Below are 14,197 nucleotides of genomic sequence, written 5' to 3' on the forward strand. Positions count from 1 at the left end.
TCCGTTGGTTGATGCGGGCGCTGTGGCGCCAATTGCAGGCTGGCGGCCTAAGGCACATTTCTTTGGTCTTGTTCGCCCTATGGGCGGGCTTGATGGTGGGTGCAATGGCGCTGCTGGGCGGCCCGATGGCACACCAGAAGGCTTGGCGACATCAATTCGCACCATAACGGCAAGCCTCACCAGGAACTGCTTCAGTTGCTTGCTTCGGCAAAACGAATTTTGCAGGTCCGACTGCTTACTTGAGCTTGCCCAGCGCCACCCGGTATTCCTCCAGCTTGGCCTCGTAGGCGTCCGCCTCGCCGTAGTCCAGGAAACGGTTGTAGCGCGAGTGCGTGCCGAGGATCTTGTGGGCGTGTTTGATCGGGCAGAAATACTGTTCCGTGCGCGCCAGGATCTCGGCCATATAGCCCATCAAGCCATTGCCATATTCGCAATAGGTGCAGTGGAACTTCTCGATGAAGTTCAGGTAGCCCAGCTGATGGCGGTCAAACACCAGGTAGTCGCTGCGGCGCACCTTGCAGATGCCGTAGATGGGAAAGCAGGCCCATTGGTAGAAGCTGACGCAGGCATCGAGCAGCAGCAGCGGGATCACCATGCCGTAGATCAGCGGCCCGGTGATCAGGTTTTGTGGCCTGTTCGTCACCAGCCAGCGCAAGAAATTGGTCTTGAGCTTGCGATGCGCTTGCCGGACCGAACGCTCAAACTCGACACGCTTGCCTTTGATCTGGAAGAACATGCGGCTCTCCTGATCATGGACGGCGCTGTGCAGCTCCGCTTCGAGGGCGGCCATCTGGGCCAGGATTTGCTTGATTCGATCATTCATCGCTCAGCATAAACCTGTGCAGCCCCGCTTCGCTGCGATATCTGCTGGTCATGCGCGCAAGGGTCTGTCTTGTAGCGGTGGTTCCGTGTGCGGTGTCGAACAGACGCCGCCGCCGCAAGCCCTTAAAACCGTCTCATCGAACCGCCACCGGCTGTTAACGGTGGTGGCAGCAGCAGAGGTCTCGAATCATGCCAAGCACCAACAGCAAGTTAGCTCGCCTCGCTTTCGCGTCGCTTGCCTGAGCAATGTCGAGGCGACTTATCTCGATCGGCCTGCTGGGCGCACTCGTGGCTTGCGCGGCCTTGCCTCCCATTGATGAAGGCGCAGCGGCCAAGCTTGCGACCCCGCTAGCCTGGTCAGGGGCCTATGCGCCTGGCCCGGGCGATTCAAGGGTCAGCACGGCTTCGCTGGTGGCTTGGTGGCAGCGTTTTGACGATGCGCAGCTGGAACTGCTGGTCGGTCAGGCGATGCTGGCCAATACCAGCGTGCAAGTGGCCCGCGCTTCGCTGCGTCAGGCGCAGGCCTTGCGAGATGTGGCCGCCGCAGCCCTGTGGCCCCAACTTGACGGCTCCGCTTCGGCGCAGCGCGGCACGCTGGGCGGCCATAGCAGCGGCAATAGGTTTCAACTCGGCGGCGATGCCAGCTGGCAGATCGATCTGTTCGGCGCCCGCCGCGCCGGCGTGGACGCAAGCGAAGCGCTTGTTGGAGCGAGTCAGTCCAGCCTGGGCGATATGCAGGTGCAGATCGCTGCGGAAGTCGCGCTGAACTACATCTTGCTGCGCACGACCCAGGTGCGCAGCGTGATCGCTGGCGAGAATCTCGCCAGCCAAGAGGAGACGCTGCGGATCACGCTGTGGCGCCAGCAAGCGGGCTTGGTCACCGCGCTGGAGGCCGAGCAGGCGCGCGCCGCCGTCGAGCAGAACCGGGCGCTGCTGCCCCTGCTCCAGACCAGTGCTGTGCAAACCCAGCATGCTTTGGCGGTCTTGACGGGCCAAGCACCCGCTGCGCTGCCAGCGCTCGTGGACGCCCGGCTGGCGCCCACCGTGCCGCAGGCGCGCGAGGGTCTGAGCTTGAACGTCCCGGCCGAGACCTTGCGTCAACGCGCCGATGTGCGTGCCGCCGAATTTCAGGTGGCGGCCGCGCTGGCGCGCGAGGGCCAGGCGCAGGCGCTGCGTTTGCCCAGCTTTGCCATCGGTGGTTCGCTGGGCTTGAGTGCGGTCTCGGTCGGCGCGCTCGGCAACAGCAGCGCGGTGCTCGGCAGTCTCTTGGCCAGCGTGAGCTTGCCGATCTTTGATGGCGGTGCTTTGAATGCCCAGGTGCGGGTACAGCAGGCGGCCCTGACTCAGGCGCAACATCAATATCGCGCCGCTGTGCTCAGCGCGTTGCAGCAGGTGGAAGATGCCCTGGAGGCCTTGCGTGGCGACCGGCAGCGGCTGGACAGCCTGCGCTTGGCCGCCGACGCGGCCAACAATGCCGCTTTGCTGGCCCGCCAGCGCTACGGAAGCGGCCTGATCGATTTTCAAACCGTGCTGGAAACCCAGCGCACGCTATTTGCAACTCAGGACGGCGTGGCTCGTGCCAGCGCCGATGTCGGCAGTGATCAGGTGCGCTTGTTCACGGCCTTAGGGGGCGGTTGGTCGCCCACAGCGGGAACCCAGAACAGATGAACGCAGCCAGCCCAGCGGTGGATCCGCCGACCGCAGCGACGATCCCGCCCGTGTCGACCGCCGTGCCCGGCGCCGACATGAACACGCTGCTGGGTGAGCCGGCTGCGCTGCCCTGGTACCGCCGCCGCTGGCTGTGGATCGCCGTTGGGGCCGCGCTGCTGGCGGCGGCAGGCCTGGGCTGGTGGCTGATGGGGCGCGCTGCCAAGGCCGCGCCCAGCTACAGCACCGCGCCGGTCACGCGCGGAGACCTCACGCTCAGCGTGACCGCCAATGGCACGGTGCAACCGACGCGCTCCATCAATATCGGCAGCGAGCTGTCCGGTACGGTGTTGAAGGTCAATGTCGATGTCAATGACCGTATCAAAAAAGGCCAGGTGCTGGTGGTGCTGGACACCGCCAAGCTGCGCGGCCAGATCCAGCGCTCACAAGCGACCCTGGCGGCCGCGCACTCCCGCCTCGAACAGACCGGTGCAACCGTCGCCGAAGCCCGCGCCGCGCTGGGGCGCCTGGAAGAAGTCGCGCGGCTGTCCGGTGGCAAGGTGCCGTCCAAGGCCGAACTCGACAGCGGCAACGCCACGCTGGCCCGCGCCATCGCTGACCAGGGCAGCGCAAAGGCCGGCATCAGCGATGCCTTGGCCGCCTTGTCCACCGACCAGATCAATCTCTCCAAAGCCTCGATTGCCGCGCCGGCCGACGGTGTGGTGCTGACCCGCGCGGTCGAGCCGGGCAATGCAGTGGCGGCCTCGCTGCAGGCCGTGACCCTGTTCGTCGTGGCCGAAGACTTGGCCCGCCTGCGCCTATGGGTCTATGTGGACGAGGCCGATGTGGGCGCGGTCAAGGTCGGCCAGACAGCGGTGTTCACGGTCAGCGCCTACCCGAGCCGGCCGTTTCCGGCGCGCATCACGCGGGTGGGCTTTGGCTCGACCATCACCGACAACGTCGTCACCTACCTGACCTACCTCGATGTGGACAACGCCGACCTGAGCCTGCGCCCGGGCATGACGGCCACGGCCACCATCGTCGCCACCCAGCGAAAAGATGTGCTGCTGGTGCCCAATGCGGCTTTGCGTTATGCGCCCAGCACGGCAGCCGCCGCCGCGAAGAAGGGCATTGCGTCCGGCATAGCTTTCGGCCCGCCCAAGACCGAGAGCCGGCGCCGGGGCGCAGCTGATGGCGCCAGCACGGCAGCAGCGCGCCAGGTCTGGGTCTTGCCGCTTGATGCCGAAGGCGTGGCCATCAGCGGCGGCGCGCCCAAGGCCGTGGCCGTGGTGCCCGGCATCAGCGACGGCCATATGACCGAGATTGTTGGCGGCGAGCTGAAAGTCGGCATGCGGGTCATCACCGCGCAGCAGACGGCGAGCGCCAAATGAACGAGCACCTGAGCGAGCAATTGATCCAATTGCGCGGCGTCAGCAAACGCTATGGCAGCGGCGCGGCCGAGCTGTTGGCGCTGAAGGGCATAGACCTGGACATTGCCGCCGGCGAGTTTGTCGCCATCATGGGGCCGAGTGGCTCGGGCAAGTCCACCGCCATGAACATCCTGGGCTGCCTGGATACGCCCAGCAGCGGCCAGTATTTGTTCAAGGGCGCGCATGTCGAAGCGCTGTCGCGCGATCAACGCGCGCGGCTGCGCCGGCGCTATCTGGGCTTTGTGTTTCAGGGCTTCAATCTGCTGGCGCGCACCTCGGCACAAGAGAATGTGGAGCTGCCGCTGCTGTACCGCGGTGACAGCGCGGCCGCGCGCCGCAGCGCGGCCGCCAAGGCCTTGGCCGATGTGGGTCTGGCGGGCTGGGAGCAGCACACGCCGGGCGAATTGTCGGGCGGCCAGCAGCAGCGCGTGGCGATTGCGCGTGCCATCGTCACCCAACCTGCCGTGGTGTTGGCCGACGAGCCCACCGGCAATCTGGACACGCAGCGCAGCCACGAAATCATGGGCTTGCTTATGGCGCTGAACCGCGATCACGGCATCACCGTGCTGATGGTGACGCATGAGCCCGATATGGCGGCCTACGCGCGGCGCATGGTGACGTTTGTCGATGGCCGCATCGCCAAAGATGTGCTCAATCCGAACCCGACGACTGCCGCGCCGGCTCTGAGCGCCGTGGAGACCGTCTGATGCTGTTCAGCGTCTTCATGCTCGCCCTGCGCTCGGTGCGGCGCAATGTGCTGCGCTCGTTTCTGACCGTGCTGGGCATCGTCATCGGCGTCAGCGCCGTCATCACCATGGTGACCCTGGGCAATGGCGCCACCCAGGCGATCGAGCAGAAGATCACCAGCCTGGGCACCAATTTGCTGATGGTCAGCCCGGGTCAGCGCATAGGCGGCGGTGGCGGCGGTGGCGGCGTGCCGCAGTTTGTCGAAGCCGATGGCGAGGCGATCTCAGCACAGATCGGCGGCGTGGCGGCCGTCGCGCCGCAGGGCCGCTCCAGCGCCACCGTGGTGGCGAATGGGCGCAACTGGGCCACCACGGTGGTCGGCAGCAGCAACGCCTGGTTCGAGACCGGCAATTGGGAGCTTGCCAGTGGGCGGCTGTTTGCGGCCGATGAGCAGTTGTCGGGTGCGGCCGTGTGCATCATCGGCGAGACGGTGCGGCGCGAACTCTGGGGCGCCACGGTCGGCCAAACAGGGCTGGGTCAGCAGTTGCGGGTGAAGAATTTTTCCTGCGAGGTCGTCGGCATCCTGGTCCCCAAGGGCCAAGGCGGCATGGGTGACCAGGACGACACCGTGCTCTTGCCGCTGCACACGCTGCAGCGGCGTGTGACCGGCAGCCGCAAGGTCGGCGTCTTGCTGGTGTCCATGCAAGACGGCAGCGACAGCGCGCCGCTCAAAGCCAGCTTGCGCCAACTGCTGCGTGAGCGGCGCCACCTGGCGGACAGCGACGACGACAACTTCAATATCTTCGACACCCAGCAACTCGCCGAGACCCTGTCCAGCACCATGGGCGTGCTGACCAGCTTGCTCGGCGCGGTGGCGGCGGTCAGCTTGCTGGTGGGCGGCATTGGCATCATGAACATCATGCTGGTCAGCGTCACCGAACGCACGCGCGAGATCGGCCTGCGCCTGGCCGTGGGCGCGCTGGAAAGCGAAGTGCTGCTGCAGTTCCTGATCGAGGCGGTGGTGCTGTCGGCGCTGGGCGGGCTGATCGGCGTCATCATTGCCACGGCGGCGTCCTATGTGCTGTCGGGCGTGATGGGCGTGCCCTATACCTTCGATCCCGCTATCAATCTGCTCTCGCTGCTGTTCTCGGCCGCCATCGGCATGGTGTTTGGTTACTTTCCGGCGCGCCGTGCGGCGCGCATGGATCCTATCGAAGCGTTGCGGCACGAATAGTCCCGGCAATGTCCGAACTACTTATATTTACGGAGACCGAGCGATGCGCCGTCATACTGAAAATCACCGCAGCGAGCGCATTGGCTGGCTGCGCGCCGCCGTGCTGGGCGCCAATGACGGCATCGTCTCGACCGCCAGTCTGGTGCTCGGTGTGGCCGCGGCCGGTGCCGAGCCTCGCTTGATTTTGCTGACCAGTGTGTCGGGGCTGATTGCCGGCGCGATGTCGATGGCGGCGGGCGAATTCATCTCCGTTCATTCGCAGCAAGACACCGAGCATGCCGACCTGGCGCGTGAGCGCGCCGAGCTGCAGCAAGACCCCGCCGCTGAGCTGCGCGAATTGACGGGCATTTATGTGGGCCGTGGTCTGGACAAGGACTTGGCCGAACAGGTTGCCAAGCAGTTGACGGCCCGAGACGCGCTGGGCGCGCATGCTCGCGATGAGTTGGGGCTGTCCGACACGACTGCCGCGCGTCCGACCCAAGCCGCGCTGGCCTCGGCCGCCAGCTTCGCGGTCGGTGCGGCTCTGCCGATCGCCGTCGTCGCCACGGCCTTGTCGGCGTCGTTGATTGTCTGGGTGTCGGCCTCTTCGCTGGTTTTTCTGGCGGGCTTGGGCGCTGTCTCGGCCCAGGCCGGCGGGGCGCCGATTTGGAGCGGCACTTGGCGTGTCGCGTTCTGGGGGGCTGTGGCCATGGCCGTCACCGCAGGAGCAGGGGCCTTGTTTGGTGTGGTGGCTGGTGCTTGAACCCTGAAAGCCGGCATCAAATGAGCCTGCAATAAGGCAATCAGGCGGGCTCGCGTTGCTGGCTCTGCTACTGCTGCCGGCCCATCCTGAAGGCCCAGGATGCTTGCGGCCCGCAGCTGCGGGCCGGCAAAGCCAAACTCAGGACTGGCCCGAAGCCTGCTGCTGTTCACGCCGGTTGCGGCGCAGCAAGAATGCCGCCAAACCCAGGCCTGCCACCCACAGCGGGGAAGCGGCACCGCCGCCGCCACCGCCACCATCGCTAGGAGCTGGCGTTGGGGTAGGCGTTGGAGTAGGAGTTGGAGTTGGAGTTGGAGTTGGCGTCGGAGTCGGAGTGGGCGTGGGCTCTGGTGTTGGCACTGGCGGTGTGAAGGCGGTGCTGCCCTGCAGCGTGCCGCAGCTCTTCAGTGCGGCGCTGTTCAGGATCAGCGCATCGCGCTTGGGTGCGGCGTAGCTGCTCGGTGCGTGGGCAAATTTCAGTGCTTCTTCGGCGTCCAGCAAGCCCGCCCCGCAGGTATCGGATGTGCAGGTGCAGCGGCTCTTATTGCTGACCGTGCAATAGCCCAATGCAGGGGCCAGCACATGCGGCCTGGCACTTGCTTTCAGGCCGGCTTCGATTTGGGCCAGTGTCAGGGTTGGATTCAAGCCCCACATCAGCGCAGCTGTGCCGGCGACTTGCGGTGCGGCGAAGCTGCTGCCGCTGACGGCCGCGTGATAGGACGGCGGTGTGCTGGTGAGATTGGGCTTGTAGGTCGAGACGATGCCGCTGTCGGCCAGCAAGCTGTCGCAAGTGGCGCCGCTGTCGCGGTCACCACCCGGTGCGGCCAAGGCAATCTGTTTACCGAAGTTGGAATAGATCGTCTTGAAGCCTTGCTTGTTGACGGCAGCCACGCCCATCACGCCGGCGCAATTGGCCGGCCGGCCTACAGCGCCGCGCAGATTGCCGGCCGCCGCGACGATCAGCACGTTCTTGGCGCGCAGAGCGGCAATCGTATCGGTGTAGAGCTTGGCGGCGGCCGCCACATCTTTGTCGGCATCATTGATATCGCACGAGGTCAGACCTGCGTAGCCAATCACCAGCACCTTGGCTGGGTGCGGGTTGGTGGGCACGCCGCTAACGGGCAATCCCACCGACCAGCGCATGCCGTCGACCATATCGGCTACGGCCGCGCCGCACTTGCCCGACACCCGCACCGGCATCACCTGCGCGTTCCAGTTGATGCCGGCCGAGCCGGCCTTGTTATTCGTCCATGCGCCAATCTGGCCGGCCACCAGGGTGCCGTGCCAACTGCTCTTTTCGCTCACCAGGCAGCCGTCCCAAAGCGCCTTGTTGGCGTCGAACTCGGCCTGCGTCAAGGCGTCGCCGGGGTCGATGGTGTTGGCGCTGCGACCGGTGCCGCCGTTGTTGGCGTATTCGGGTTTGCTGACGAAGTTGTAGCCGTTCACCAGCTTGCCAGGGGGCAGCTCGGGGTGGTCGACCAAGCCGGAGTCCAAGACGGCCACGACGGGCGAGCCCGCGCCGGTGCTGATGTCCCAGGCCTTGGTGAAGTTGGCCGCAGCCGGGTTGCTGCTGGCGTTGTAATCATCCAGCCACCACTGCGCATCCTTGGCGTCTGAGGCGCGGAACAAGGTGTCATCCGGCACCATGGCGCGCTGCTCGCGGGCATTGACTGTGACGAAGGCAACACGCTTGTCGGCCCGCAAGCGCTCAAGCAATGCCCGGGCTTGCGTTTGAGTCAGCGCCTGCTGGGCTTGCAGCAAATGCCAGCCCGAGCCCATGCCGCGCTGGTAGTTGAGCCCCAGCTGCAGCTCGGCCAACAAGGCCTTGACCTGCTCGGCCGAGCTGGCCGAACTGCTCAGCTGCAGCAGCAGCCCGGGGGCTTGCGACTGCTTCGCCTGGACCGAGGTGAGGGCTTGGGAGGCGGGCGCGGAGGCTTGCGCACCGAGGCTCGGCAGGCCAACTGTGGCAATTGCGGTAACTGCGAGCAGCTGAAAAAGACGCGCGCGGCCGGCGGCGGCACGCAAGGTGGGGAGGGAATTGGTACGCATGGCGAGCAAGTTAGCGGCGCGCCGTGAAAGGCCTGTGACAGATGAGGCATTCGGCTCATGTTTGGCTCATGTACGGCGGGTTCGGGGCACTTGGCGGGCAAAAAACAAACAAGCGAGAGGGCGCTGATCGGCTTGCGCCTGTCACATCACTGTCATTCACGGCGCAGTCACAGCAGATGAATACAGTCGCGCCACTCGTAGCTCCTTCGGCTCATTGTTCACGGTGTTTTTCAGCGTTTTGTTCGTCATGCCCCAGTTCCTCGTCAGCTATCTCGACTCCGCCCGCCGACCTGCCCAAGCGCAGGTTTCGGCCGTGGACGCGCAAGCCGTGGCGGCGTCGCTGGGGGTGGCGCCCGCAGCCCTGATCTCGGTTCACCCTTTAGGTGGCGGTGAGAACCAATTGAGCTCAGCGCGCAATGTGCAGCGCTTTCCTTTGCGCCAATTCGCGCAGCAGTTGTCGGTGCTGTTGAAGGCCGGCATCCCGCTCTTGGAAGCCTTGATCACCTTGAAACAAAAGGAAGAGCAGGGCGGCGGCAGCAGTACCGCTGCACTCGACGGCGTGATCGCCCGTATCCAGCTCGGCGAGGCCTTTTCGACTGCCTTGCGCAGCCAGCCGCAGGCCTTTGATGCGCTCTTTATTGCGGTGGTCGAATCGAGCGAGCGCAGTGGCCAAATGGCGCATGCGCTGGCCGAGCAGGCCGACTATCTGGCCTGGGCCGAACAGTTGCGCAGCAAGCTGGTGGCGGCGGCCATTTATCCGGCCACGCTGATCGCAGCGGGCACGGCGGTGGTGATGTTTTTGCTGGTCTTTGTGGTGCCGCGCTTTGCCGGCTTGCTTGAAGGCGTCGGCGGAGATCTGCCCTGGGCCTCGCGCATGCTGATTGGCGTCGGGCAGTTCTGCGGCGAGAACCCTTGGGTGGTGCTGGGCCTGGGTTGCGCGCTGCTGGCCGGGCCGGTCTGGGCTTGGCAGCGTGGCCTGCGCCAAGCGTTGCTGTCACGTTTATGGAAGTTGCCCTTGCTGGGGCCAAAGTTGCATCTGCTGGCCTTGGCGCAGTTCTATCGCAGCCTGGCGATGTTGCTGCTGGCCGGTGTGCCGGTGGTGCCGGCACTGCAGACGGCGCGCGGCGTGATTGCTGGCCATCTGCAAGCCCAGCTAGACCGCTGCATCGCTTCTGTCTGCACGGGCGAGCGGCTCTCGCAAACGCTGGAGCGCGAGGGTCTGAGCACGCCGGTGTCGCTGCGTATGTTGCGGGTCGGTGAGCGCAGCGGCGAGATGGGCTCGATGCTGGCGCAGGCGGCGGCGTTCTACGACGAGGAGTTGACACGTTTGAGTGACTTGGTCACGCGCTTGATCAACCCGGTCTTGATGCTCTTGATGGGTCTGGTCATAGGCACGGTGGTGGTGCTGATGTATCTGCCCATCTTTCAATTGGTGGAGCAGGTCAATTGAGTGCCGCCTTAGCTTTGAGCGCAGCGCTGGGCCGCTTGCCCAGCGACGAAGCGCCCTGGGGCTTCAGCTTTGAGCAATGGACTCAGGCCGAGGCGCAGCGCTGGCGGGCAGTGCTGGCGGTGTCGGCGGCAGGCCGGCTGGCGCTGCTGGCCGACCGTGAACATGACGCGATGCTGCTGCAGCGCATCGAAGCCAGGTTGCAGCGCGCGCTGCGCTGGGTCAGCGGCACAGCCGAGGATGTGGACGCGGCGCTCGGCGCTGGTGAGCAGGACTTCCGCGCACTGCAAGATCTCGGTGAGGGCTTTGCGGACGGAGCGGTGGGTGAACAAGCGCAGGAGCTTTCGGCGCTGAATCTGAGCGAGCAGGCCAGTCCGGTCGTGCGCCTGCTCGATGCGACGCTGTATGACGCGTTGCAGGACGGCGCCAGCGACATTCATTTCGAGACTCATCTGCGCGGCCTGAAGGTGCGCTTCCGAGTCGACGGTGTGATGCTGGAGATCAAGAACCTCGACGGCACGCTGGCGGCCGAGCAGTTGGTGTCGCGCCTGAAGGTGATGGCCGAGCTGGACATTGGCGAGCGTCGCCTGCCGCAAGACGGCCGCTTCAAGCTGCGCATGCAAGGGCGCGAGATTGACTTCCGCCTGTCCATCATGCCCAGTGTGTTCGGCGAAGACGCCGTTGTGCGTGTGCTCGACCGGGCGCAGATCCAGGCACAGGGTTCGCTAACGCTGGATTCGCTTGGCTTTGAGCCCGAAGCGCGGCTGGCCATCCGGGCGCTGGCGCGCCAACCGCACGGCATGCTTTTGGTGACGGGGCCAACTGGCAGCGGCAAGACGACCACGCTTTATGCGGCGATCTCCGAGGTCAACACCGGCCAAGACAAGATCATCACCATCGAAGACCCTGTTGAGTACCAGCTGCCCGGCGTCGTGCAGATTCCGGTGAATGAAAAAAAGGGCCTGACCTTCGCGCGTGGACTGCGCTCGGTCTTGCGGCACGACCCCGACCGCGTGATGGTGGGCGAGATCCGTGACGCCGAAACCGCACAGATCGCGGTGCAGGCGGCGCTGACCGGGCATTTGGTTTTCTCCACCGTGCACGCCAACAACGCCTTCGATGTGGTCGGCCGCTTCATGCATATGGGGCTGGACCTTTACAACGTGGTGGCGGCCTTGAACGGCGTGCTGGCCCAGCGCCTGATGCGCATCAACTGCCTGCATTGCCGGCGACCGGTCAGCCCCAGCGCGGCAGAGCTGGAGGCGCAGGATTTGCAAGCACTGGCTGGCGACAGCTTTATGCAGGGCAGCGGCTGCACGCATTGCCGGGGCACCGGCTACAAGGGCCGCCGCGCGGTCTCGGAGCTGCTGTGTTTGGACGATGAATTGCGCGACTTGATTGCGGCCCGCGCGCCCATGAGTCGTATCAAAGAGGCTGCGCGCGAGCGCGGCATGCGCACGCTGCGCGAGGCTGCCGTGGCGCTGGTGCGGCGCGGCGAATCAACTTTGGAGGAACTCGATCGTGTCACGCTTGCAGACTGATTCCGTCTTTTCCCGTTTTATTCAAAAGCTCAAAGCCTGGCAAGTTGCGCGCAGCTTGCCGGTCGCTTCGCTGTACTGGGGCGAGTCGGGTTTGTGGAGCTATGAAAACGCGCGCGCGGGTCAACGCTGGCCCGACTTCGAGCAATGGTGTGCGGCGCATCCGCGCCAGCAAGTGCGCATCTGGGTCGGCGGGGCCTGGGTGCATAACGTCAGTGTGCCGGCCGATATGCCGCTGGCCGATACACAGGCCGTCAGGGCCTATGCCCGACTGCAATTCGTCCATTACTTTGGCGCGGCCGCGCAGGCCTGGCCCTTGGCGGTTTGGTCGCAGGGCACGCAGCGCAATGCGGTGGCGTTGCAGGAGCAGGCGGGCTTGAGTCTGAATGCTTTGACTTCGGCGGCCTTGACGCATGGCGTGCGCATCTTGTCGGTACGCCCGGCCTGGAGCCATGCCTTGGCACAAGCCGCGGCCACCGACAGCGTCTGGGCACAGGCTGAGAGCTCAGGCCTGGGGCTGCTGGAAGGGCGGATGCTGAGCTGGCTGAGCCTGGCGCGCGGCAAGGTGGTGGATGTACAGCAACGCTATCTGGACCAGGGCGATGCGCCCGAGTTGCAGTCCTTGCTGCAGCGTTTGCAGCCTGCAAGCGGCAACAGCCATGCGCCCAAGCTGATGGGCTGGGGCGGCGATACGACCGCGCTGACGCTGGACGCCTCGATTGCCGAAGGTCCACAAAGCGCGCATTGGTTGGCGGCGGGGACCGTGAACTGATGTTTGGAATGGCGATCAGAACCCCAAGTGCAACAACTTGGCCGCAACCCGACTTCATGCCCGCGCCGCAGCGCCCGGGCGTTTTGATGTGGGGCTGGCTGTTGATTTCCGCCGCAGTCCTGCTGGCTCTGGCTTGGCGCTGGCAGGACTTGCAGGGTCAGCGCGGGGTCTTGGCCGAACAGGCCGCCCTCCTGAATAAATTGGCCGCTGTTGAGAGCCGTATGGCGAGCGGCGTGGCGCCCGCAAACGCGGCCGAGCTGCAGCGCCGTGCCTGGGGCTTGTACGCGCAGCTTCAGCCCAAAGCGGGCGAGGATTGGGCCAGCCGTTGGCTGGCGCTTGAACAGGCCTTGCCGGCGGGTTTGCAGCTGCAGGCCTTGGAGATGGTGGGCGCAGAGATGCGTCTGGAAGGGTTGGCGCCCAGTGCCGACCTGGTGATGCAGCTGGTGGACAGCTTGGCCCTGCAGGTGGCGAATCAGCAAGCCGCTGCAGCAGAAGCTCGGCAGGAAGTGGTGCTGACTCGCTTGCAGCGGCCCGAAGGTGTGGCCGAGGCGGAGGCCGGCAATGCCCTGCGCTTTGAAGTGGTGCGCCGACGTGCAAGCGCGCTGGGGCAGCGTTCATGATCAGCCCGAGCTTGCTGCTCCAGGCCCAAACCGAACGTCTGCCCGAGCCACTTCGGCAGGGGCTGGCGCGTATGGGTTGGCCGGGTGCTTTGGCAGCCTTGCTGAGCCTGCTAGTGTTGTTGCTATTGCTGTGGCTTTTGCCTGCCCAAGAGAGGGCCTTGGTGTCGCAGCGCGAGCACATACTGGCCCAACGCCAAAGCCTCAAGCAAGAGCAGCTGCGGCGCAAACAGCAGTCGCCGCTGCGATTTGTGCATAGCTTTCCTGCTGACAGCGAGCGCCAGGCCCGTACTGCCGCGCTGCTGGCGCTGGCCACCGAGCTGGGACTGCCCTGGCCGCGCAGCGAGTTTCGCTATGCCGCCGAACCGGCCTCGGGCCTGGGCTTGGCTCAGTACCGCATCTCGATGAATGTGAATGGCAACTACGAACAAATCAGGCGTTATGTCAGCGAAGCCCTGCGCTTGGACCCGGCGCTGAGCTTGGAACTGCTGAAGCTGCGCCGCCTGCAGCCCGGCGCGCCCGAATTGGCGGCCGAGCTGAGCTGGGTTTTGCATATGCAGATGCCTGGGCAAGTCGCAGAGGCTGCAGAGTCTGCAGCGGCGGCCCCGGCCGCCTCGGCCCCACTGGAGCGCAAGCCATGAGGGCACAGCTGCGCAGCCGCTTGTTGATGGGGGCATTGTCCCTGAGCTTGGCGGCGACTGCCTGGGTGGCGAGTCGCGAAGAAGAAGAGGGCGCTGCATCCAACACTGCCGCGCAGGGTCTGCCTCGAGTGGGTCTGGCGAAACCGGCGCCGCCAAAGTCGCAAGCATGGCCGGCGGGCTGGCCTGCGGCGCTCGCTGCGCCTACGAGCAAGGACGGCCCGGCTTGGCCGGAAGCTGCTGCAATAGCGCGCCAAAGTTGGGGCCTCGCCGCTGTTGCTGAAGCAGACATTGCGTCCGCGCCGGCGCCGAGCAAGGCCAAGGCCGGCCCCGGAGACAGCGCCGCCGAGGCTGCGCCTCCTGCGGCCCCGCTCATGGACTATCAACTGCTCGGCCGCATGGACGAAGCCGGCCGCCCCCGCATCGTGCTGAGCAATGCGCAGCGCACGCTGGTGCTGGGCGTGGGTGAGTTGATTGACCAGCAATGGCGTATTGATGCGATCGGACCGACCGGCGCCCAGCTCACCTGGCTGGCCGGTGGACAAAAACAAAACCTGGCCTTTTCGAGCCCTTAAAA

13 protein-coding genes are annotated in these 14,197 nt (G+C 65.5%); 11 read left to right on the forward strand and 2 right to left on the reverse strand.

All coding sequences use genetic code 11. The annotated features are described in order from the left end of the window. Window positions 1–235 precede the first annotated feature (235 nt). Window positions 236–823 carry a hypothetical protein gene (locus tag PRZ03_RS05350; protein WP_273599354.1) on the reverse strand — a complete coding sequence of 196 codons (588 nt, stop codon included), beginning with the start codon at window positions 821–823 and terminating at the stop codon, window positions 236–238. Between the two features lie 245 nt (window positions 824–1,068). Between PRZ03_RS05350 and PRZ03_RS05355 the strand changes: the two genes are divergently transcribed. The 5 genes from PRZ03_RS05355 to PRZ03_RS05375 are packed head-to-tail and all read left to right on the forward strand — an operon-like array spanning window position 1,069 to window position 6,562. Next, window positions 1,069–2,490, forward strand: a complete 1,422-nt coding sequence (locus PRZ03_RS05355; protein WP_273599355.1) for an efflux transporter outer membrane subunit — start codon at window positions 1,069–1,071, stop codon at window positions 2,488–2,490. Then, a complete protein-coding gene (locus tag PRZ03_RS05360; protein WP_409993927.1) occupies window positions 2,487–3,860 on the forward strand; it encodes an efflux RND transporter periplasmic adaptor subunit in 1,374 nt (457 codons plus the stop codon). The genes PRZ03_RS05355 and PRZ03_RS05360 overlap by 4 nt, the downstream gene beginning before the upstream one ends. Continuing rightward, complete coding sequence (locus tag PRZ03_RS05365; protein ID WP_273599356.1) at window positions 3,857–4,606, forward strand: ABC transporter ATP-binding protein; 750 nt, start codon at window positions 3,857–3,859, stop codon at window positions 4,604–4,606. Before PRZ03_RS05360 ends, PRZ03_RS05365 begins: the two co-directional genes overlap by 4 nt. Beyond that, on the forward strand, window positions 4,606–5,820 hold the full coding sequence (locus tag PRZ03_RS05370) for an ABC transporter permease (RefSeq protein ID WP_273599357.1): 1,215 nt from the start codon (window positions 4,606–4,608) through the stop codon (window positions 5,818–5,820). Before PRZ03_RS05365 ends, PRZ03_RS05370 begins: the two co-directional genes overlap by 1 nt. Before the next feature lie 43 nt (window positions 5,821–5,863). Next, entirely contained in the window at window positions 5,864–6,562 is a 699-nt protein-coding gene (locus PRZ03_RS05375; protein WP_273599358.1) for a VIT1/CCC1 transporter family protein, read from the forward strand. A 138-nt stretch (window positions 6,563–6,700) separates the two neighbouring features. Here PRZ03_RS05375 and PRZ03_RS05380 read toward each other — a convergent pair whose 3' ends face one another. Further along, window positions 6,701–8,608, reverse strand: coding sequence for a S8 family serine peptidase (locus tag PRZ03_RS05380; protein WP_273599359.1), 1,908 nt, complete (start codon window positions 8,606–8,608; stop codon window positions 6,701–6,703). Window positions 8,609–8,855: 247 nt separating this feature from the next. Here PRZ03_RS05380 and PRZ03_RS05385 point away from each other — a divergent pair, with 247 nt between their 5' ends. From PRZ03_RS05385 to PRZ03_RS05410, 6 genes are read left to right on the forward strand one after another with little or no spacing between them, the layout of a single operon-like run. Further along, complete coding sequence (locus tag PRZ03_RS05385; protein WP_273599360.1) at window positions 8,856–10,058, forward strand: type II secretion system F family protein; 1,203 nt, start codon at window positions 8,856–8,858, stop codon at window positions 10,056–10,058. After that, the gene (locus PRZ03_RS05390) at window positions 10,055–11,596 is read left to right on the forward strand and encodes a GspE/PulE family protein (RefSeq protein WP_273599361.1); all 1,542 of its coding nucleotides are present in this window, start codon (window positions 10,055–10,057) and stop codon (window positions 11,594–11,596) included. The genes PRZ03_RS05385 and PRZ03_RS05390 overlap by 4 nt, the downstream gene beginning before the upstream one ends. Continuing rightward, window positions 11,586–12,365, forward strand: a complete 780-nt coding sequence (locus PRZ03_RS05395; protein ID WP_273599362.1) for a hypothetical protein — start codon at window positions 11,586–11,588, stop codon at window positions 12,363–12,365. The genes PRZ03_RS05390 and PRZ03_RS05395 overlap by 11 nt, the downstream gene beginning before the upstream one ends. A gap of 8 nt (window positions 12,366–12,373) precedes the next feature. Continuing rightward, window positions 12,374–12,985 (forward strand): PilN domain-containing protein, encoded by a 612-nt coding sequence (locus tag PRZ03_RS05400; RefSeq protein WP_273599363.1) that lies wholly within the window; start codon window positions 12,374–12,376, stop codon window positions 12,983–12,985. Beyond that, window positions 12,982–13,623: a hypothetical protein gene (locus PRZ03_RS05405; RefSeq protein ID WP_273599364.1), complete on the forward strand. Its 642-nt coding sequence runs from the start codon at window positions 12,982–12,984 to the stop codon at window positions 13,621–13,623. The genes PRZ03_RS05400 and PRZ03_RS05405 overlap by 4 nt, the downstream gene beginning before the upstream one ends. Continuing rightward, on the forward strand, window positions 13,620–14,195 hold the full coding sequence (locus PRZ03_RS05410; RefSeq protein ID WP_273599365.1) for a hypothetical protein: 576 nt from the start codon (window positions 13,620–13,622) through the stop codon (window positions 14,193–14,195). The genes PRZ03_RS05405 and PRZ03_RS05410 overlap by 4 nt, the downstream gene beginning before the upstream one ends. Window positions 14,196–14,197 lie beyond the last annotated feature (2 nt).

The sequence above is a fragment of the Roseateles albus genome (genome assembly GCF_028595345.1).
GTDB lineage: Bacteria > Pseudomonadota > Gammaproteobacteria > Burkholderiales > Burkholderiaceae_C > Paucibacter_A > Paucibacter_A albus.

Excerpts from the sequence above, each read along its gene's own strand:
- PRZ03_RS05375 (WP_273599358.1), top strand. The coding sequence starts at position 5,864 with ATGCGCCGTCATACTGAAAATCACCGCAGCGAGCGCATTGGCTGGCTG.
- PRZ03_RS05410 (WP_273599365.1), top strand. The coding sequence starts at position 13,620 with ATGAGGGCACAGCTGCGCAGCCGCTTGTTGATGGGGGCATTGTCCCTG.
- PRZ03_RS05405 (WP_273599364.1), top strand. The coding sequence starts at position 12,982 with ATGATCAGCCCGAGCTTGCTGCTCCAGGCCCAAACCGAACGTCTGCCC.
- PRZ03_RS05400 (WP_273599363.1), top strand. The coding sequence starts at position 12,374 with ATGGCGATCAGAACCCCAAGTGCAACAACTTGGCCGCAACCCGACTTC.
- PRZ03_RS05360 (WP_409993927.1), top strand. The coding sequence starts at position 2,487 with ATGAACGCAGCCAGCCCAGCGGTGGATCCGCCGACCGCAGCGACGATC.
- PRZ03_RS05355 (WP_273599355.1), top strand. The coding sequence starts at position 1,069 with ATGTCGAGGCGACTTATCTCGATCGGCCTGCTGGGCGCACTCGTGGCT.
- PRZ03_RS05350 (WP_273599354.1), bottom strand. The coding sequence starts at position 823 with ATGAATGATCGAATCAAGCAAATCCTGGCCCAGATGGCCGCCCTCGAA.
- PRZ03_RS05385 (WP_273599360.1), top strand. The coding sequence starts at position 8,856 with ATGCCCCAGTTCCTCGTCAGCTATCTCGACTCCGCCCGCCGACCTGCC.
- PRZ03_RS05370 (WP_273599357.1), top strand. The coding sequence starts at position 4,606 with ATGCTGTTCAGCGTCTTCATGCTCGCCCTGCGCTCGGTGCGGCGCAAT.
- PRZ03_RS05365 (WP_273599356.1), top strand. The coding sequence starts at position 3,857 with ATGAACGAGCACCTGAGCGAGCAATTGATCCAATTGCGCGGCGTCAGC.
- PRZ03_RS05380 (WP_273599359.1), bottom strand. The coding sequence starts at position 8,608 with ATGCGTACCAATTCCCTCCCCACCTTGCGTGCCGCCGCCGGCCGCGCG.